This is a genomic window from Chryseobacterium sp. CP-77, from assembly GCF_036362765.1.
Classification (GTDB): domain Bacteria; phylum Bacteroidota; class Bacteroidia; order Flavobacteriales; family Weeksellaceae; genus Chryseobacterium; species Chryseobacterium cupriresistens.
Genome location: NZ_CP143637.1, coordinates 3,857,806 through 3,878,768, shown reverse-complemented (window position 1 = coordinate 3,878,768; position 20,963 = coordinate 3,857,806). Strand labels below are relative to the sequence as shown.

21 protein-coding genes are annotated in these 20,963 nt (G+C 34.9%); 17 read left to right on the top strand and 4 right to left on the bottom strand.

Annotation, left to right across the window (positions count from 1 at the left end; all coding sequences use genetic code 11):
- Window positions 1-5 precede the first annotated feature (5 nt).
- From V0410_RS17300 to V0410_RS17230, 15 genes are all read left to right on the top strand, one after another.
- A complete protein-coding gene (locus V0410_RS17300; protein WP_330745035.1) occupies window positions 6-746 on the top strand; it encodes an ABC transporter permease in 741 nt (246 codons plus the stop codon).
- A complete protein-coding gene (locus V0410_RS17295) occupies window positions 746-1,939 on the top strand; it encodes an ABC transporter ATP-binding protein (protein ID WP_330745034.1) in 1,194 nt (397 codons plus the stop codon). Before V0410_RS17300 ends, V0410_RS17295 begins: the two co-directional genes overlap by 1 nt.
- Window positions 1,940-1,949: 10 nt before the next feature.
- A complete protein-coding gene (locus V0410_RS17290; RefSeq protein ID WP_330745033.1) occupies window positions 1,950-3,032 on the top strand; it encodes a DegT/DnrJ/EryC1/StrS family aminotransferase in 1,083 nt (360 codons plus the stop codon).
- A 2-nt stretch (window positions 3,033-3,034) separates the two neighbouring features.
- Window positions 3,035-3,670, top strand: a complete 636-nt coding sequence (locus tag V0410_RS17285) for an acetyltransferase (RefSeq protein WP_330745032.1) — start codon at window positions 3,035-3,037, stop codon at window positions 3,668-3,670.
- The gene (locus V0410_RS17280) at window positions 3,667-4,572 is read left to right on the top strand and encodes a glycosyltransferase family 2 protein (RefSeq protein WP_330745031.1); all 906 of its coding nucleotides are present in this window, start codon (window positions 3,667-3,669) and stop codon (window positions 4,570-4,572) included. The genes V0410_RS17285 and V0410_RS17280 overlap by 4 nt, the downstream gene beginning before the upstream one ends.
- A 16-nt stretch (window positions 4,573-4,588) precedes the next feature.
- Window positions 4,589-5,179, top strand: a complete 591-nt coding sequence (locus V0410_RS17275; RefSeq protein WP_330745030.1) for an acyltransferase — start codon at window positions 4,589-4,591, stop codon at window positions 5,177-5,179.
- Window position 5,180: 1 nt separating this feature from the next.
- Window positions 5,181-6,359: a glycosyltransferase family 4 protein gene (locus V0410_RS17270; protein ID WP_330745029.1), complete on the top strand. Its 1,179-nt coding sequence runs from the start codon at window positions 5,181-5,183 to the stop codon at window positions 6,357-6,359.
- 1 nt (window position 6,360) lies between these two features.
- Window positions 6,361-7,230: a glycosyltransferase gene (locus tag V0410_RS17265; RefSeq protein ID WP_330745028.1), complete on the top strand. Its 870-nt coding sequence runs from the start codon at window positions 6,361-6,363 to the stop codon at window positions 7,228-7,230.
- 27 nt (window positions 7,231-7,257) lie between these two features.
- Window positions 7,258-7,926, top strand: coding sequence for a hypothetical protein (locus V0410_RS17260; RefSeq protein WP_330745027.1), 669 nt, complete (start codon window positions 7,258-7,260; stop codon window positions 7,924-7,926).
- A 1-nt stretch (window position 7,927) separates the two neighbouring features.
- Window positions 7,928-8,857 carry a glycosyltransferase family 2 protein gene (locus V0410_RS17255; RefSeq protein ID WP_330745026.1) on the top strand — a complete coding sequence of 310 codons (930 nt, stop codon included), beginning with the start codon at window positions 7,928-7,930 and terminating at the stop codon, window positions 8,855-8,857.
- Window positions 8,858-8,887: 30 nt separating this feature from the next.
- Window positions 8,888-9,613, top strand: a complete 726-nt coding sequence (locus V0410_RS17250) for a class I SAM-dependent methyltransferase (RefSeq protein ID WP_330745025.1) — start codon at window positions 8,888-8,890, stop codon at window positions 9,611-9,613.
- A 4-nt stretch (window positions 9,614-9,617) separates the two neighbouring features.
- Window positions 9,618-10,541, top strand: a complete 924-nt coding sequence (locus V0410_RS17245; RefSeq protein ID WP_330745024.1) for a glycosyltransferase family 2 protein — start codon at window positions 9,618-9,620, stop codon at window positions 10,539-10,541.
- Window positions 10,542-10,743: 202 nt separating this feature from the next.
- Window positions 10,744-12,540: an asparagine synthase (glutamine-hydrolyzing) gene (gene asnB / locus V0410_RS17240; RefSeq protein ID WP_330745023.1), complete on the top strand. Its 1,797-nt coding sequence runs from the start codon at window positions 10,744-10,746 to the stop codon at window positions 12,538-12,540.
- Complete coding sequence (locus tag V0410_RS17235; RefSeq protein WP_330745022.1) at window positions 12,540-13,478, top strand: glycosyltransferase family 2 protein; 939 nt, start codon at window positions 12,540-12,542, stop codon at window positions 13,476-13,478. The genes asnB and V0410_RS17235 overlap by 1 nt, the downstream gene beginning before the upstream one ends.
- A 172-nt stretch (window positions 13,479-13,650) precedes the next feature.
- The gene (locus tag V0410_RS17230; protein WP_330745021.1) at window positions 13,651-14,592 is read left to right on the top strand and encodes a glycosyltransferase family 2 protein; all 942 of its coding nucleotides are present in this window, start codon (window positions 13,651-13,653) and stop codon (window positions 14,590-14,592) included.
- A 45-nt stretch (window positions 14,593-14,637) separates the two neighbouring features.
- Here V0410_RS17230 and V0410_RS17225 read toward each other — a convergent pair whose 3' ends face one another.
- From V0410_RS17225 to V0410_RS17210, 4 genes are all read right to left on the bottom strand, one after another.
- Complete coding sequence (locus V0410_RS17225) at window positions 14,638-15,555, bottom strand: hypothetical protein (protein ID WP_330745020.1); 918 nt, start codon at window positions 15,553-15,555, stop codon at window positions 14,638-14,640.
- 1 nt (window position 15,556) lies between these two features.
- On the bottom strand, window positions 15,557-16,990 hold the full coding sequence (locus V0410_RS17220; protein WP_202841678.1) for an MBOAT family O-acyltransferase: 1,434 nt from the start codon (window positions 16,988-16,990) through the stop codon (window positions 15,557-15,559).
- Between the two features lie 201 nt (window positions 16,991-17,191).
- Window positions 17,192-18,220: an acyltransferase family protein gene (locus tag V0410_RS17215; protein WP_330745019.1), complete on the bottom strand. Its 1,029-nt coding sequence runs from the start codon at window positions 18,218-18,220 to the stop codon at window positions 17,192-17,194.
- 91 nt (window positions 18,221-18,311) lie between these two features.
- A complete protein-coding gene (locus V0410_RS17210; RefSeq protein ID WP_330745018.1) occupies window positions 18,312-19,082 on the bottom strand; it encodes a class I SAM-dependent methyltransferase in 771 nt (256 codons plus the stop codon).
- Window positions 19,083-19,424: 342 nt separating this feature from the next.
- Here V0410_RS17210 and V0410_RS17205 point away from each other — a divergent pair, with 342 nt between their 5' ends.
- On the top strand, window positions 19,425-20,261 hold the full coding sequence (locus V0410_RS17205; RefSeq protein ID WP_330745017.1) for a glycosyltransferase family 2 protein: 837 nt from the start codon (window positions 19,425-19,427) through the stop codon (window positions 20,259-20,261).
- A gap of 122 nt (window positions 20,262-20,383) precedes the next feature.
- Window positions 20,384-20,926 carry an acyltransferase gene (locus V0410_RS17200; protein ID WP_330745016.1) on the top strand — a complete coding sequence of 181 codons (543 nt, stop codon included), beginning with the start codon at window positions 20,384-20,386 and terminating at the stop codon, window positions 20,924-20,926.
- Window positions 20,927-20,963 lie beyond the last annotated feature (37 nt).

The window sequence follows — 20,963 nt, the reverse complement described above, 5'->3', positions numbered from 1 at the left end:
ATCAAATGACCAAAAGAGACATTCAGTCTCAGCACAGGCAGTCTTTATTGGGGTTTTTCTGGATATTGGCTCCGGTAATAATCAATTCATTGATCTGGTTATTCCTAAATGGCTCAGGCGTGGTAAATGTCAATATTCCGGGAGGAATTCCCTATCCGGTTTTCGTTATCGTAGGTACCACTCTTTGGAATATCTTTGCTGAAGCTGTTCAGAGCCCTATCAATTCTGTGAATGCAGGAAGAGCAATTATTTCAAAAATTAATTTCCCAAAAGAAGCCTTATTAATGAAAGGGTTATATACTACTCTTTTCAATTTAGCTATAAAAATGATACCTGTCGTTGCAATTTTAATTGTGTATCAGGTAGTACCTTCATGGAGCCTTCTTTTGTATCCATTTTATATTGTGGCTTTAACACTTTTTGCTTTTGCTATAGGGCTAATTATTACACCATTAGGATTAATTTACACCGATATCAGCAAAGTACTTACTACTGGTATTCCTTTTTTGATGTACCTCACGCCTGTAGTGTATGCCGCGCCAAGAGTTGGGGTTTTTAAAATTTTATTTAAAATAAATCCTTTAACATATCTTATTAATGATACCCGAAATACATTGGTAGGAATGGAAGCACAGTCACTGGTATTTACCGTTATCTTAACGGCTGTCAGCATTATTGTTTTATTGATTGGTTTGGTTATTTTCAGAAAATCAATGCCGATTGTTATTGAAAAAATTGCAGGGTAATGAAAGATAAAGAAGTATTAGTATCGGTACAAAACGTATCTAAAAAATTCAGTAAAAACCTGAAAAGCTCGCTTAGATACGGCGCTTCAGACATTATCCGAAGTACACTGGGTTTATCGATCAATAAAGAATTGCGTCCCAAAGAATTCTGGGCAGTGCATGATGTAAGTTTTGAGCTGAGAAGAGGAGAATGTATCGGACTGATCGGTCATAACGGTGCCGGAAAATCTACCCTCCTAAAAGTTTTGAACGGATTATACGCTCCTGACAAAGGACAAATCGTCATGAGAGGAAAAATCGGAGCTTTGATAGAATTGGGCGCCGGTTTTAATCCGATTCTTACAGGAAGGGAAAATATCTATAACAATGCTTCCATCTTAGGTTTTACTAAAAAAGATGTTGAAGAAAAAATAGAATCTATCATTGATTTTTCTGAAATAAGAGATTTTATTGATACCCCCGTACAAAACTATTCCTCAGGGATGAAAGTACGGTTAGGGTTTGCGGTTGCAGCCCATCTCGAACCGGATATTTTGATTATTGATGAAGTTTTAGCCGTGGGCGATTTAGGTTTTGTCTTAAAATGTTTCAGCAAAATTGACGAACTGCTTCCTCATACAGCCGTAATTTTTGTTTCTCACAGCATGCCGATGGTTTCAAGGATTTGTAATGAAATTATTTTAATGGATCATGGTAAGGTTGAATATCATGGAAAAGAAATCGGAAAAGGAATTCAGCTTTATTACAATAAATTTTCGAATAACGGCGAAAATAAAGTCTATGATAATCAGACTTTTGAATTAATTTCTGCAAAAACAAACCTTTTAAATAACGAAATTCACCGCCATAAGGATTTCATTCTTTCTTTTGAATTTAAAATCAATAAACCTGTACATGAGCTGCCTGTTTTATATCTTGAATTCAAGGATAAAGAGCAAAAGCCAATTGCCGGAATTTTTGTAAGAGAATCTAGAGAAAATATAGGCCAAAGCACAAAGATTACTTACCAAACAACCATTAAAAATCCGCTTTTCACGTTAGGAAAATACATTCTGGATGTCGGGTTGTACGAGCCTTCGACAGAATCACCTTTTCTTCGTATCAACAACATTATTGAGTTTATGGTAAGCGGAGAAAAAGAACAATGGATACCCTTTGAGCTTGATAGCGAAAATATCATAACTTTACACTAAAAATTTATTTATGATTCCCGTAACCCAACCCTTTCTTCCGCCACAGGAAGAATATGAAAGATATTTAGACGGTATCTGGAAAAGAAACTGGCTTACCAATATGGGACCTTTAGCGAGTCAATTAGAAATGGAGCTTAAAGACTACCTCAAAGTACAGCATCTATTATTTGTAACCAACGGTACCGTAGCCATACAAATGGCGATCAAGGCACTTGAAATTACAGGTGAAGTGATCACTACCCCATTTTCTTTCATTGCTACAACGAGTTCTATCGTCTGGGAAAACTGTACGCCCGTTTTTGTTGATATAGATCCAAAAAGCCTGTGCATTGACGCTAAAAAAATTGAAGAAGCCATCACAGAAAAAACTACCGCCATCCTTGCCACACACGTTTATGGAAATCCATGTGATGTGGAAGCTATAGAGATTATTGCAAAAAAAAACAATTTAAAAGTAATTTATGACGCAGCCCACGCCTTTGGAGTGGAAGTGAACGGAAAATCAATTTTTGAATATGGTGATATTTCTACGTGTTCCCTTCATGCAACAAAACTTTACCATACCATTGAAGGAGGTTTGGTCATCACCAAAGATCCGGATCTATTAAAAAAATTAGCATATATCAGGAACTTTGGAATTTCAGGATTTGATTCATTTGCTGAATTAGGACTTAACGGAAAAAATTCTGAATTTCATGCTGCCATGGGGTTGATTAATCTTAAATACATCAACGAAATTCATGAAAAAAGAAAAGCTTTATCTAGACTTTATGATGAAAAGCTGAAAAATTTAAAAGCCGTAAAACCATTGTGGCATTCAAATGCTAATGAAAATTTCCCTTATTATGTTATTATTTTAGAAAGTGAAGAATTATTGTTAAAATTAAAAGCCGAAATGGATAAACAAGAAATCTTTACCCGAAGATATTTCTATCCGAGCCTGGCATCATCATTACCTTATCTCCCGAAACTGGAACTTCCGGTGACTGAAGATATTGCGAAAAGAGCGTTATGCCTTCCGCTTTATCATGACCTGACTTTTGAAGAAGTTGAGCTTATTGCCCGGCTTATGCTGAGAATACAAAATAATTAATCATGTTAATCATCGGAGCCAAAGGATTTGCAAAAGAAGTATTAGAGATCTGCCATCAGAATAATGACCTGGCCGATCTTGCTTTTTATGACGATGTGAATGATGATGTCTTTGGTAATCTGTATCATCAGTTTCCTGTTCTGAAAAATATTCAGGATGCAGAAAAGTATTTTGAAACCATTGATGAAAAGTTCACCGTCGGAATTGGAAATCCTAGATTAAGAAAAAAATTAGCCGACAAATTTACAGAAGCCGGTGGAAAATTAACCTCTACCATAAGCCCGAAAGCCGACATCGGCTCATACGGAATAAGCATCGGCAGAGGAGCAAATATTTTAGACGGGGTGAAAATTTCCAACGATGTTACCATAGGAACTGGTGCTATTGTTTATTACAATTCTATTATCACTCATGATGTAGAAATTGGTGATTTTACAGAAATTTCACCTGATGTGAAAATTTTAGGAAGGGCATATATTGGCAGTTTCTGTCAATTAGGTTCAGGTTCTATCATTCTTCCGGGCATTAAGATTGGAAACAATGTCATTATAGGAGCCGGGGCCGTTGTCACAAGAAACATTCCGGACAATTGCGTAGCTGTGGGAGTTCCTGCAAAAATTATTAAAACAAATACATGATGAATCCTAAAGTAAGCGTTGTGATGATCACCTATGGTCATGAAAAATATATAGAAGAAAGTATTAATGGGGTCTTGTCACAGGCTTTCAATGGAGAAATAGAACTGATTATTTCAGACGACTGCTCGCCGGACAATACCGAAGCGGTTGTAAAAAATATTATCAACACCCATCCGAACGGACATTGGATAAAATACATAAAACATACGAAAAATAAAGGTGCCATCCCCAATTTTGTATGGACCATTTGTGAATCCAAAGGTCAATATATTGCCATTTGTGAAGGCGATGATTATTGGAAAGATCCTTTAAAACTGCAGAAACAGGTTGATTTTTTGGAAGAAAATCCTGATTACAGTCTGACATTTCATAAGATTAACGAACTTACCACAAGAGACGAAAAATTCACTTATCCTAATCCTGATACCGAAGAAACTTATACAATTGAAGATCTTGCAAAAGAAAACTTCATTATCACCGTTTCTGTGGTTTTCAGAAAAAATATGGAGATTCTCCCTGACTGGCTGAAATATTCTCCCATCGGCGATTATCCCATGCACATGCTGAATGCGTCTTTCGGGTTGATAAAATATTTTCCGCAGGAAATGGCAACCTACAGAGTAGGAAGCGGTATGTGGAGTACACAAAACAAGGTAGATCAAATGGTAAATACCATGTATTGCTTAAGATTTTTACTGCTTCATTTTAAAAGCAATAAAGAAGTTCATGAGAATCTTCTTGTACAATATAATAATTTCAGAAATGCTTTAATAAGGCCTTTTGATGAGAAAAAAGCATTAGATTTAAAACTAAAAGATTATCGATATATTGAAACGATTACCAATATGGGAAGTCTTTTAAAAATCATGAAATCTAAAATTATGAAGAAATTAAAATTGTAAAAATTAATTTTCTAAAATGTTTACAAAGCTTAAAAATAATATCGCACAAAAAATCATTACTCTTGTCGAGAATAATGATAAAAGAAAAAAGCAGGAAAAATGGAATATTTTCATATCCAGACCTAATATAAATATTCATCCAAGTTTTTCGCCCAAAGATGCAGATATTTTTAAAGGAGAAAATAATCAAACAGGAAATATTACAATTAGCGAAAATTTTTTACTGAGAGAATATTGCAATATTTTAGTTTTTCCGAATGCTGAGCTTAGAATTGGAAAAGGCGTTTTTTTCAACAATTATTGTTCTATTAATTGTTTAGATAAAATTGAAATTGGTAATGATACCATTTTTGGTGAAGGTGTAAGGCTATACGATCATAATCATCTTATCGAAAAAGGTAAAAAACTTTTTGTAGAAAAAGAAAAATATATGACGTCTCCTATTAAAATTGGCAAAAATTGCTGGATTGGAAGCAATACTGTAATATTAAAAGGGGTTACTATCGGAGACAATTCTATTATTGGAGCCGGCTGTGTAATACACAAATCTGTTCCTGAAAACACAATTATGAAAAATAGTCAAAATTTAATTTCTCAAACCCTCTAAAATGAGTACAAAAAAAATATTATTTATTTCTCACGAAGCTTCTTTATCCGGTGCTCCCATTCTTGTTTTAGATTTAATAAAAAGATTAAAAAAAGAAAAAGAGAATTATCAGATCGATATTTTATTGATCAGAGGAGGAGAATTGTATGAAGAATTTGCAAAAGTAGCTAACAATATTGTTGTTGCTCATTATCATTTACAGTCTTTTTCATTTTTAAAAAGAAATTTAAAAAGAGTTCAATCAATTGTTTTCAGAAAAAAAGAGACTCAACAAGACAAAATTGATAAAATTACCACCTCTCTTCTTGAAAACAGATACGATCTGGTATATGGAAACACAATGGAATCATTGATTTGGACGCTTCCTTTTTATAAAAAAAACATTCCTACAATTGTTGCTATTCACGAGCTTAGTTTTGGGATTGAAAGTACTTACTCTAAAGAGTTTGTTTTAGAAAACATTTCAAATATCACCCAAATTATAGCAGGTTCGCAAGCTGTTGCCGACAATCTTATCAACAAGTACAATGCAGCCCCTCAGAAAGTAACAGCAATACATTCTTTCGTAGACAATGTTCTCAACCTCCAGAAGGATAAAGAATTATTGAAAAAGGAATTGAATATTAAAAACGAAGAATTGATCGTTGGAATTGCCAGTTCGCAAGAGTTAAGGAAAGGTACAGAGATGGTTCCTGTTTTGGTGCAGAAAATAAAACAGAAAACTGACCTTAGCTTTAAATTTATCAACCTTGGAGGGACATCCAAAAGTGCTGCTGTAAGATGTGCCAAATTGGATGCTGAAAAATTAGGGGTAGAAAAGGACATCATTTTTATCGATCATAACAAAACGCCAAATGATTATATAAATATTTTTGATGTTTTTCTTTTAATGTCCCGTGAAGATCCTTTTCCATTAGTTATGCTGACTGCTGCAAAACTAAAAAAAACCATCGTAGCTTTTGAAAAAAGCGGTGGTGCCGTTGAATTTCTGGAAAACAATCATGGAGTACTTGTTCCTTATCTGGATATGGATGCCATGGCTGAAGAAACCGTTAAACTTATGCAGGATGCCAATCTAAGAGAAAGTTATGGCGAAAATATTTATCAGAGATTGGAAAACGAATATTCTGACAAGAAATTGGCAGGTAAAATTTTTACAATAATTGATAACTTACTTTAGGATGATCTCCATCATAATCTCATCATATCTTCCTGACTATTTTTCTGCACTTGAAAAAAATATTGCAGAAACAATTGGGGTGTCTTATGAAATCATTAAAATAAACAATCCTGGATTGATGGGTATTTGTGAAGCTTATAACAAAGGCGCGGAAAAAGCTGGTTTTGATTATTTGCTTTTCATCCATGAAGACATCTTATTTAAAAATGAAGATTGGGGGAATACACTCATAAATCATTTAAACCAGGAAAATACAGGAATTATAGGGCTTGCAGGATCATCCTACGTTCCTTCTGCTCCATCAAGCTGGACCGTTACTGAGAAATATAATTTCGTAAATATTTTACAGGGAAATAAAGAAAATACCCTGTATTTTCCCATTCAAACAACGAAGGAAAACAGAAATAAAGTCTTTGCTGTTGACGGGGTTTTTCTGGGAATTAAAAAAGAAATATTTAATCAGTTTAAATTCAGCGAAAATCTATTGAAAGGTTTCCATGGCTATGATCTTGATTTTAGTTTAAGAGTTTCTACAAAAAAACAGAATTATGTGGTTAACAATATCCTGATTCAACATTTTTCTGGTGGAAATCCGGATAAAACTTGGTTAGATGCCAATATCAAAGTAAGGGAAAGTATAGGATCTGATTTTCAAAAAGAAATTGACACCGAAGCTGAAAAGAAAATATTTCTAGGGTTTTTACACAATTTTTTTAAATACTACCCTGTTAATAAAAAAAACCTATTTCTGACATTAAAATTTTATCCCAAAAAACTTAATTTTAATGAGCATTTGGAAATAGCCAAAAAGTATTACGGCTATATAAGATACGCCGGAAGTATCAATAAAAAACACAACATTAAGAATTAAAATTTATCTAAAACTGTTTAATATAATATGATCATAGGAAACGGACTTATTGCCAATTCATTAAAAAATATAGACTCAGAGGAAAATCTATTTTTCGCTTCTGGAGTTTCGAATTCTCTGGAAACGACAAGTTCAGAGTTTGAAAGAGAATTTACTCTGTTGGATAAATGTATTGAGAGTAACAGCAATCATAAATTAATTTATTTTTCTACTCTAAGCATTCATGATCAGTCAAAACAAGACAGTCTTTACGTTTTACATAAAAAGGAAATTGAAAATTATATCAAAAATAAGTGTAAAAACTACCTTATTCTCAGAATTGGAAATATTGTAGGAAACGGAGGAAACCCAAATACATTATTCAATTTTCTTAAAAATCAGATTAAAAATTCAAACCAGTTTACAGTTCATACAAAGGCAAGAAGGCTATTGCTGGATATAGAAGATATTTCTAAATTTTTAGAGTCCTACTGCCTGCATCTTCCTAATAAAGTTATTAACTTTTCTTTCCCCTATAATTTTGATTTAAAAGAAATTATAGGTGCTATTGAAAAAGAAACCCATCGAAAGGCCTATTATTCAGAAGTGAACGAAGGAGACTTCTACAGAGTAGATTTTGATAAAGAAATTCACGACTTCTTTTCAGGTATCAGTCCTGAAAGTTATCTTGAAACGTTAACCCGAAAGTATATTTAAGATGGTGGCTATTCACGTAATCATTGTTACTTATAATGCCATGAAGTGGGCAGAAAGATGTTTTTCAAGCTTAAGAACCTCTTCAGTTCCTGTAAAATGTATTGTAATAGATAACGGATCAACAGACGGTACTCAGGAATATATCAAAAAGTATTTTCCTGAGGTAGACTTCACTCAATCTCCACAAAATTTAGGTTTTGGGAAAGCGAATAATGCAGGGATAGAAAAAGCGTATAAAGAAGGAGCAGATTTTTTCTACCTGATGAATCAGGATGCGTGGATTTATCCGGATAGTTTTCAAAAGCTATTGGATGTCTACAACGCATACCCCGACAAAAATCAACTGGGGATTTTAAGTCCGATACACATGGATGGAAGCGAGAAAAAGCTCGATATTTTTTTCGAACGTTATCTGGCAAGAAATACTCCGGATAACAGAATATTTTCAGACAGCTTTAACAATAGTCTGAAAGATTATTATGAGATCGATTTTGTGAATGCCGCTCACTGGCTGCTTCCCAAAGCAACCATTGAAGAAATCGGGGGCTTTAATCCTTACTTTTTTCATTATTCTGAAGATTATGAATATGTACAACGTATTTCTTTTTTCAGGAAAAAAATCATCGTATGCCCGCCAAGCAGAGTTGTACACGATGGCAAACAGGATTTCCATAAAACCAGCCATATCAATGCTCTGAGAGTGCAGCGGGAACAACGCTATCTGAATCCGGCGCTCCCGTTTGATTCCAAGGTACTTAACAGAGATTTCATTCCTAAAATGATAAAGCAAGCTCTCCAGCTGCAGTTTTCTGCTGCTTCCGATACTTTGAAAGAATATCAATATCAGAAGACCCGGTTTAATGAAATCATGAACGCAAGAACCATCATTAAAAATAAAGGGGCTGCATTTCTTAATCTAAAACATGTATAATTCAGAATAAATCTAAACCCAGCATTAAAAATGAATAGAATTCGTCTTATCAACAGTATCATCCAGAAAGCTAATTTTAAAAAATATCTTGAAATTGGGACCCGAAGTGGCACATCTTTATATGCCATAAGCTGTAAAAACAAAATTGCAATAGACCCCAACTTCATAATACCCAAAATGGAAAAACTCAAAAGAAAAGTCTTTGACATTAAAAATAATAGAAAAACGCATTATTTTGAAATGACCAGTGATGATTTTTTTGAGCAAAAAAAAGAGTTTCTTAAAAATTTCGGCAGTGTTGAAATATCTCTGGTTGATGGTATGCATACGTACCACCAGGCACTTAAAGATGTTCTGAATATCCTTCCTTTCATGGATGAAAAATCAATTATTGTCATGCATGACTGTTTTCCTGTGAGTGAGCCAGCCTCAACAGCGTACAACTCAGAAGAATTTTTTACGAAAGAAAAACATCCGGAATGGACTGGTGAGTGGAACGGTGATACCTGGAAATCTATCCTTTATCTGCTAAAAAAATATCCGAAGGATCTTGAGGTTTTTGTTATTGACACAGATTATGGTCTCGGAATTATTCAGAAAAAACATAATCTTCCTATGAATTTTGAGCTGGATACTGAATTTTTCAGGCAGTTTATTTCCTACACGTTTCAGGATCTCAAAAAGAATCCTCAAGAATTGATCAATTTAAAATCAAAAGATATTATTCCATCCCTCCTTAACAGATTTCATTACTAAATCAATGAAGCCAGAAATATCGGTCATTATGCTCACTTATAATCACGCCCCTTATTTAAAGGAGGCTATTGAAGGTGTGCTTTCTCAAAAAACAGACTTTCCGTTTGAGTTGGTTATTTGTAATGACAATTCACCGGATGATTCTGACAGGGTTATTTCAGAATTTGCAAAGCAATACCCAAATATCATACGTTATTTTAATCATAAGACCAATATAGGTTTTGTGGAAAACCAAAGATTTGCATTCGCACAAGCTCAAGGAAAATACTTAGCCTACTGTGAAGGAGATGATTACTGGATTGACCCGCAAAAGCTACAGTTTCAGTATGATTTCCTTGAGAACAATTCAGAATATGTCATGGTGACCGCCAGAAATTTACTGTTCCATCAGGATGAAAATAAACTGACAGAAGATGGAAAAGACTCCATGTTCAACGGACAGAAATATATTGATTATACCCAGGACAGCTTTTTTGTACAGCGCCCTACCCAAACTTTTACTTATCTGATCAGAAAAGACTGTATTGATGAGAAGTGGATTGACATTTATCCCAATTACAGGGATCTTTATTATTTTTATCATGCCCTTGAATTTGGAAAAGGCAGAAGCTTTAATAAAGTAGTGGGCGTTTACCGTCTTCATAGCGGCGGTGTTTACAGCTCATTAGAAACAGAAAAACAATACCGCACTTCTATTGATATTTTTAAAAATATTAAGAGGATTAATAATGATCAGAGAGCAAACCAGCAGATAGTAAAAACCCTGGATCAGCTTATCAATAAATATTATTACGAAAAGGAGTTTGTTTCTCCTGTATGGAATAGAAAGCTTTATGGAGCCATATTTGAACGCTTTTCCATTTCCAAAAATATCGGAACGGGGATAAGCCAGCTACTAAAAATTATAAAATATACTTTCACCAGATAATCAATATCGACAATGGCTGATATTGATGAATATCCGTCAAAAATAAAATCATAGTTATCAGACCCTTGTACACAGATGATTCAGAACATAGCCGATTCAAATAGTTTGAGGCAACAGCTGATCTAAACCGATCGAAATTTCCTTAATTTATTGTAATTTAGCTTTACAAAATGATAAAATTAATGATGAAAAATAAAAGCATATGTGCGGAATAGCCGGAATTATAAGCAATAATGCAGCAAATTATCAGGAGGAAATCAAAAAAATGACAGACTCTCTGATTCATCGCGGACCCGATTCTTCAGACTTTGAATTCTATGATAATGCAATATTAGGCCACCGCAGACTTTCCATTATAGACTTGTCCGAAAACGGGAAACAGCCTATGTTCTCCAATACAAAAAATGAATGTATTGTTCTTAACGGTGAAATCTATGGATATCAGGATATTAAGAGACAATATGCAGAATATCCTTACCATGGAGGTTCCGACACGGAAGTCATTCTTGCGATGTATCAGAGAAAGCAGCAGAACCTCATCCATGATCTTCCGGGAATGTTTGCTTTTGCCATCTGGGATGACCGTGAACAGCAATTGTTCTGTGCAAGAGACCGTTTTGGTGAAAAGCCATTTTACTATGCCATCGGAAATAATAATGAATTTATTTTTGCTTCAGAGATCAAAGCGATTCTTGCATCAGGATTAATCCGTCCCAAGGTAAATCCTGAAGCCATTTCCAACTATCTCCAATATGGATATGTAAGCACCTATCAGAGCATTTACAGCAATATATATACTTTACCACCCGCTCATCAGCTGATCTGGAAAGAGGGAAAGGTGATTGTTTCACGGTATTACAGCCTGCCGTCAAAAGACAGGGTGATCAGCCTCTCTGATGCTAAGGAGGAGTTTCTGTACCTTTTGAAAAATGCTGTTAAAAAACAGCTTATTGCAGATGTGCAGGTTGGCAGTTTTCTGAGCGGCGGCCTGGATTCTTCATCTATAGTTGCTCTTGTGGATGAGTTCTTACCCCATCAGACGACAATCAGTTTTGGTTATGACCATAAAGACAGCGAGCTCAAATATGCCAAAGAAATCGCAGATAAATACAACACCAATCATATAGAAGTTCATGAGCAAAAAAAAGATCTGGCTGAATCATTACTGCATGTTTCTCCTTTCTTTGACGAACCTTTTGCTGATACCTCTTACCTTCCGCATTATGAGATCTGTAAAAATGCAAGAAAAAATCTGACTGTAGCCCTTTCAGGCGATGTTGGAGACGAGCTGTTCGGCGGATATCATTTTTATACAGTAGAAAATATGATGAAAAATCATTTCAGTTATAAAAATCTAATCGCCAGATTCGGCCTTAACCTTTACAAAAAAGCAAAGACGGTTTCGTTCGTAACCCAACAGAATTTAAAGTACGACTCCATTCTGGATTTTCATCTGAATTCCGTAAGAAATGTTTTTAATAAATCGGAACGTGCCCTTTTGGGATGTTCACAGGATTATCAGCAGGGATACAGCTTTACTCCGAATCCTGATTCGTTGAATGACATTATGAGAGTAGATCTGGAAAATTATGTCCCTGGAAATATGATGGTCAAATCAGACAGAATGGCGATGGCTAATTCATTAGAAGTAAGAACTCCTTTTCTTGATATTGATTTTGCAGAATTCTGTATTCAGCTTCCTGATCAGCTGAAAATCACCAGTGAAAATGATAAAATTATCCTTCGTGAATCCATGAATAATTATTGGACCGACACAATCAGAAAACGTCACAAACAAGGTTTCGGACACAGCGTTAAGAACTGGTTTAATGAAGAAAACCTTCTAAAGCTCTCCGACGATCTTCTAAGAGATTCGTCTCAAAAGGTTTTTAACTATATTGATTTTGATACTACCCAAAAATTTCTGAACAAGGATCATAAGCACTGGAATTTATTGCAGCTTGCCCTTTGGGCTCATAATAATAAATATGTTCTCTGATGCTTGATATTTCTGTCATTATCCCTGTATATAATGCTGCTGATTTTCTAAAAAAATCAGTACAGTCAGCCCTGCAATTTGAAGAAGTGAAGGAAGTTATTTTAGTTGAGGATAAATCTTCTGATCATTCATTGGAAATTTGTAAAGAATTAGCTGGCGAAGATCAAAGAGTTCATTTGCTCCAGCACCCTGACAAAGGAAACCATGGTGCTGCTGCTTCAAGAAATCTGGGTATTGAAAAAGCCGCCTCAAGTTTCATTACATTCCTGGATGCTGATGATTATTATCTCCCCAATAGGTTTGATGCGGAGAAAGATCTTTTTAAAGAACAACAGGTAGACGGGATCTTCAATGCCATAGGGGTTGAATATCTCACTGAAAAAGGGAAAAAGGAATTTCAGTCTAAATTCAGTGACAATACATTGACAACAGTAAACTATCCGGCAGAAGGAAAAGAAGTATTCAGAGGGCTTCTCGGGCTTACACCGAAAACTTTCGGTACATTCTTTCATTTGAATGGACTAACCGTCAGAAAATCTGCCCTGGATCAGAATAAGCTAAGGTTTAATAATATTCTCCGAGTACATCAGGACTCTGATTTTATCATTAAACTGGCTTATCACTGCTATCTGAAATCAGGTATTATAGACCAAGCCGTTGCGATAAGGGGAATACATGATGATAACAGAATTACTAAGATTATCCGATACTCGCCACAGTATAACAGCAGACAATTCCTTTTCTGGAATTCCTTATACGAGTGGTCCAGATCTGTCCCCCTGGATACAGATGCCGCAAATCAACTTTATTTACGGAAAAAAGCATTTGAACTTTCGGAGAAAAAAGGAATTTCTAAAATGATGAGTCTATTGGCTGCCATTTTAAAAAATCCAGATATTCTGAAAACGCAATACCGCTTTACGTACATGCACTCATGAAGCTTAATAACCTGAAGAAATATTTTTCAGAAAATTAAAATACTTGTAGTGTCCGCATTTCTATATCATTTTGCAGAAAAAAGATAATCCATTACTTAAAAATAAAATTAAAAGCTTAAATTCTCCAGTAAGAAGATAACGCATAAACACAATATAATTTCCTATTGAAAAAATGAAAATCTCAGTCATCATTCCCGTTTATAATGCAGAAAAATATGTCTCCCAAGCAGTAGAATCTGCGCTTCAATTTGATGAAGTTCATGAGGTTATTCTAGTGGAAGACAAGTCTCCTGACAACGCTTTGCTGGTCTGTCAGCAACTCGCTGAAAAATACAGCAGAGTTCAGCTTTATCAGCACCCCGACAAAGGCAATCATGGTGCTGGCCCTACCAGAAATCTTGGGATAGAAAAGGCTACCGGTGATTTCATTGCCTTTCTGGATGCCGATGACTATTACCTTCCCAACAGATTTGATGCTGAAAGGGAATTATTTAAAAATCCCGAAGTAGAAGGTGTGTATGGTGCATTGGGTGTACATTATTACTCGGAAAAAGCAAAAGAACAGTATTATAGAATTTTTCAGGATCGCTTAACTACGGTGTACAAAATTCATAAGCCGAAGGATGTATTTCCGGGGCAAATGAATATGTTGGGCAGCTTTGGTTTATTTAGTATTGATACTTTAACGATCAGGAAACAATCTTTACATCGGAAGATGAATCCTTTATTCAAAACAAATTTAAGATTGCATCAGGATACCGAATTTTTATTCCGTTTATCCTATTATCTTGATCTTTATCCGGGTATTTTAGACAAAGCGGTTGCAGTAAGAGGTGTGCATGAAGACAACAGGATTACAAAGGTAGATTCCAAGAAAATAAAACCTGCCACAACAAGAGTTTTGCTTTGGAAAGAGGTGAAAGACTGGTCTGAAAACGAGAGTACGATTCCCGCTCATATGAAACTTCATATTAAAAGAATGCACCGTAGTTTTGAAATTGCCAATGCTCCCCTCCTCAAAAAGTGGAATATGATTTTAAAGTATCTTGTCACAGATTATCCGAGCATCCGTTCCGGCTTGTATAATATTAATTTCAGGAAATACTTATTCTGATCTGGATCTGAGAGATTCTGCTGCGCTACAATCAGGACATTGTACTTATCTTTTTGTTTTAGACAGAATAGAATCTGCTATTTGTGAGGTAAATACTTTTCCGGATTCTTTATACATATGATTTCCATCTGTGTATTGATATTCCTTGGCTTTGGAAGAGAAATCAAAGAAATAAACGCCATATTTTTTGGAGATATCTTCCATTTTTTCATTAAAATTGGGTGAATAAGACTGTTCCAGTGCTACCAATTTTTCTGAAGCAGGAATTCTTACCAGATAAACAGTTCCTTTACTTTTAAGAAATTTGATAATGTCTTCTAAGGCATTAATCCTGGCTTGGGAAATATTCTGTTTCTGAGCTAATTGTTTGTAGAAGTTTACTTTCTCAATTTCTCTTTTCGCTACAGAATCTTTTTGCATGTTCACCGTTACTTCCATCCAACCATCTTTATGCAGATAGGTGCTTGATCTCCCTGCTTCTTCTCTCTCCGTGTAAATCTTAAACCAACTTCGAACGTAATTTCTCAGCAGATATTCATAATTCGGAGAGAGATCATAAAAATACATATTCTTCAACGGAGAATGATTTTCCGGAAAGTCTTCTTCTTTTTTCACATTTTTATCCAAGGATAGATTCCATGGATCTACAGTGATAATAAATAATCCGTTTTTGGTTTCCGGGTCCAGTTTTCTTTGTAATGCCTTATAATAAATTTGTCCGTACGGAGACTGTACAACATTCAATGCAAAATTATCAAAGTCTCTTCCCAATTTTTGATTTAAAAGCCGGGGAAGAACTGCCTGAGCTCCTCTAGAATCTCCCAGAATAATATTCTGTGGTTTTTTTACTGCGAAATGCATATAGTTATCATCTGTATTTCCATCCGCAAACGACCCCAAAACTCCGAATATGAGCAGAATTCCGATGATATAAAATGATATTTTAAATAAAAACTTTTTCATATTAAAACTGAAAATAAATAAATTCATTATTCCCGAAATTGGCATACCGGAGAATGATATAGATGATGATTCCGTAAAGAATACGGCGTACCCACGGATTGAATCTTCTTATCTGCAGCCCGTGGAATTGTTCCCTGTTAATCCATTCTATAATCAGCATACAGGCAGTCAAAGCAAAAACTTTCACCGGCATCTGCGCCGGAAAGGAGAACAGTTCCAGGCTGAAGATACGTTTGATATACTCAAATGCCTGAAGTACAGATTCTGACCTGAAAAATATCCAGGCGATACAGGTAGCTGAAAAGGTAATCAGTATCTGCAGGATTTCCTTAAAGGATGGAAACCATTTTCCCTGCGCTGCAACTTCTATATTGGTTCTGTTTTTCTCCATAATCAGCAGTGGCATAAAGAATAAGGCATTAAGGCCACCCCAGATTATAAATGTCCAGTTGGCACCATGCCAGAATCCGGAGACAAGAAAAATGATAAATGTATTTCTTATTTTCATGCCCAGTCCTCCTTTACTACCTCCTAATGGGATATAAAGATAATCTCTGAACCAGGAAGACAATGAAATATGCCATCTTCTCCAAAACTCAGCAATATCTCTGGAGAAATAAGGGAAGGCAAAATTCTTGAGAAGTTCTATTCCAAACAGTCTTGAAACTCCTAATGCAATATCTGAATACCCTGAAAAATCCCCATAAATCTGGAAAGCAAACAAAACAGCTCCGATTAAAAGATTGGCAGGGCTTTCTGTTTGGTAATGGGTAAAAATCTCGTTCACTAATGGTGCACAATTATCAGCAATCACCATCTTTTTGAAGAAACCCCAAAGAATCTGACGCATCCCGTCTGCGGCCTGCTCGTAGCTGAATGTTCTTTTTTTCTGAATCTGGGGTAACAGATGGGTTGCCCTTTCTATAGGTCCTGCCACCAGTAAAGGAAAATAACTTACAAAAACTGCATAGTCAATAAAACTGCGTTCAGCACGGATCCTCTTCTTATAAACATCAATTACATAAGAGAGCCCGTGGAAAGTGTAAAATGAAATTCCCACCGGCAGAATCACATTCAGCAGCCAGATATTCACCTTAAATCCCATACCACCGAGGAGATCTGCAAAACTTTCAATAAAAAAATTATAGTATTTAAAAAATCCCAGAAATCCCAGGTTGATCACAATACTTAAAGTAAGCCAAAATTTTGCTTCACGTTTATTCCTGCTATTTTCGATCTTAATACCTGAAAAATAATCCAAACCAATGGAAAACATCAGTAAAAACAAAAATCTCCAATCCCAGCACGCATAGAAATAAAAGCTTGCCAATAGCAAAAGCTTATTTTGATTCTGATATTTCTTATTAAAAACAAACCAGTATAAACAGAATACTATAGGTAAAAAAATAAGAAATCCTATTGAATTGAATAACATAATGTGTTTTTAAAAGTTATGAGATACAGGCTCCTGAAACAATGGATTTCTTCCGGAAATAAATATACATTTCTTTTTCATATAGCTGCCTGACAGTTTTTAGAGAAATACACTTATTTCTGCTTGTCCGGAAAATATAGGGAATGGTAAATTTTGATTTCATAATTGTGTGCAGATATGTTGATGTAAATTAATACATTTTTATCTTATTCGTATCTTTTTCAGAGAATTTCTCAAAGGTTTTTCAATAAACTGATAAAACAAAACCGAAGTACATATTAAAACAATAATATAGATCCCAAATACTTTATCGATTCCTATGTTATGGCCACTCCATTGTATGGCTTCCCTCAGTATATATAATACAGGAATATGGGTAATATAAACGGCATAACTCGCTTCTCCCAGATATTCCAGTTGTTTTAAAGAAAACAACCTGGTAATCAACCCATTATTTTTAGATATAAGAACAATAAAAGGGATAAACAATATAGCCATTAAGCCATTGTGAAAGAAAAGAGGAATAAAAATAAGTGACAATATGATAAGGATAAAAATGATCATCACAGGTACATCATAATTCTTACGCTGATGATGATTCACAAAAAATACTCCCGCCAGATTTCCTGCTAAAAATTCGTTGATATGCATTAAAGGAAAATAGTAAAGCAGTTCATGACTTTGTGTATGCGGGCCTTCATAATAAGATGATTCCACATACAGCCCCGAAAATATCTGTGTTATAATCCAGAGCATGACGGTAATCACCCAAATACTTTTATTCCCTTTGACATAGAAATAATTATAAAGAACAGGAAAAATCAAATAGAATAAAAATTCTACAGAAATAGACCAACCTGGAAAATTCAGGATCATTGCTTCTCCAGGAATCCAGCTCTGAAGACCAAACAGATATAAAAAAACTTTATAGAAGCTGAAATTGGAATACCTTGTTACCAGATAAAGCAAAAGACCCAATACATAAAGCGGATAAATTCTTGCGAACCTGTTTTTGTAATAATCGAAATAATCTATCCTTTCTTTCTTATGATAGGCTACCACCATGATAAATCCCGAAAGTATAAAGAAATAACTTACTCCTACATTTGCCTTTAGAAAAACATTTGAAATGTAATCTATATTGTAGAGGAACATATCTTTATTAAAATGGGAAATGACAATAGCCATTGCCGCAATAAACCGCGTAAACGTAATCTGAGGTATTTTCATAAGAACGGTCAAAAAAGACGTATTATAAGTATATTTAAACTTTCCATGGCCCAGATTTAAATGATCCCCAGCAACAGACTTCCCGCCTGGTCTACTTGATAAAAATTCCGATGTATTTTCCCTCGTATTCTACTACTGTTGTTTCTATATTCTTCTTGTCACAGAAATCCTGATAGGCAGAATTATCACCGATATCATCACTGATAAAAACCCCGCCTTTTTTTAAATGTGCATAAAGTTCATCATAAGCCCACATTCTCCCGTTATAGCTTTTATCGGAATCATAGTGAAGAACATCAAATACACCATTTTCAGCAAAAATCTTAGGAAGCGATTCTCTATCAGCAAAACGGAAGAGCTTCCAGTTACTTTTCAGGTTTTCAGGAACTACACATCCTACATACTGATCCCCATCCTGAGCCAGATAAGGCATATCTGAACTATATAGTGTGCCGCCTCTCTTTGCAAGAGATAAGAGAGATGCCAATGAAGACCATCCGTAGGCAACGCCTGTCTCCACCACATTCTGTGCATGGGTAAATTCGCAGGCATAGTAAATAAGTTCCAGCGCTCCCGGCCCTCCCATTTTCACAGGGCAATTTTTTTCTTTCTGTGCAGCTTCGGCTAAAACCTCCTGATATTCATTGCGGAAAGCCTTAATTTCAAGTCCGAAAAGCTTGGAAACCGCTTCTTCCTGTGAAATGCATCTTCCTGCAGCCCATGAGTTTGTTTTATCCTTCCCTTTAAAGGCATTTCCTCGATTGACTGTATTTTTAATAATTTTCCGGCCTAATTCCGGATAAAGACCGGGTCGTTTTAAAAACCCTATAAAAGTTTTGAGAACTCTACCTATTTCAATCACTGTGTTGTTTTTATTGAGGCAAAAATAAAGTTTTTTTTTTATTTTCATTGTAAAACCTACCACGTTGTCACAATTAGACAGCATACCTTGTACAGACAGACTGATAAACCTTTCTTAATATTAATTTCAAAGTCTAAAATTTTGCTATATTTACAGCATACACAACGAAAAAAATTTAAAACATGTCTGAAAATCCTTTTGAGCTTACCGGGAGTAAATTATTCTTTGATAAAAATCGTTAACGTTTCCCAATTCAGCAACTCAAATGAGTTACTATATGTTATTTTTATTAATGATATAACATTGCCATTAGAATAATCTGCTCAATTTAAATTACCTAAGATGAAATTTTCAATATTAGTTGCCCACTTCAATAATGCAGTCTATTTCAAAGATTGCTATGAAAGTATTATTCAACAGACATACACCGATTGGGAAGTTATTATTGTAGATGACTGCTCAGAGAAGGAGGAAAAAGATGCCTTAAGGGAACTTATACGCAACGATAAGCGCTTTTTTTTATATGAAAATGAAACGAACCGGGGGGTAGGATATACCAAGAACAAATGCATAGAACTGGCAACCGGTGATGTATGCGGCTTTGTAGACCCTGATGATGCACTTACCCATGATGCCCTCGAAAAAAGTATAAAAGCCTATTCTAATCAGAATATTATAGGGACTTATTCAAGATTTTATATATGTGATGAGCATCTGACTGTCCAGAAGCTGTTTCCCCACTCGGGAAGGATAAAGAACGGAAGCAAGAACTTTTTTAATATCAATTTTGAAATTGCCCATTTTTTTACTTTTAAAAGAGATCAATTTATCAATTGGAATACGATTGATGAAACCCTGTCCTCTTCTGTAGATCAGGACCTTTACCTGAAACTTTATGAGAGGGGGGAATTTGTCTTTATCAACAAAAGCCTGTATTTATATAGAATTCATTCACAGGGGGTTTCTCAAAATAAAGGTAAAAAAGAAAAGCTTTACAAAAACTGGCATCAGGTATTATATAACACCCTTACAAGGAGAGGAATTAAAGTTCTTTATAACACAGATATTCAACAGATTTCGAGACTTCCCGATTTTATTTTTAAAAAGCAAAATACATTAATATCCAGGTTTTTTAGAAAAATAACCAGAACAATAGATAACTTTTATAGGGAAGTATAATGCGTTACCCTCTATTTGTTTTAATCCGGATGACTTCTGCAAACGGATGTTTATAAACAAAAACATGGTTTTACATTAAAAAAAGGTATATTTGTATAACCCAAATGATCAAAAGATAGTATATGTTCTATGATTTTTTTGAAAAAATAAACAGGAAAAAACAACTGTTTCTGCTGAAAAAACATCCCAATGTATTTTTTGAAAACCTCAGATTAGGTGTTGGTAACCGCTTTATTTTGGATAACAATTTAAAAAAGCTAAGCATTGGCTCAGCCGCAGACTTCAGAAATTACACCTGCATCCTGATCAATAAAAATGCTGTCCTGGAAATAGGAAACCACTTTTTTATGAACAATTTCTGTTCTATAAACTGTTTAGAACATATATCAATAGGCAACAATACTTTATTCGGTGAAAATGTGAAACTCTATGATCATAATCATGCCTATGAGACGTCCCCTGCAATAAAAATACATCCTTCCGAATTTTCAAAAGCTCCCATAAAAATAGGAAACAATTGCTGGCTTGGAAGTAATGTAACTGTACTAAAAGGGGTGACAATAGGTGATAATTGTATTATTGGTGCCGGATGCACTATTTATAAAGACATCCCTGCTAACACACGTGTCATCAACAAACAGGATCTGGTTTTCGACTCTCTTTAAATCGGATGAAATTCCCAGGATTTAAAGATGCTTATAA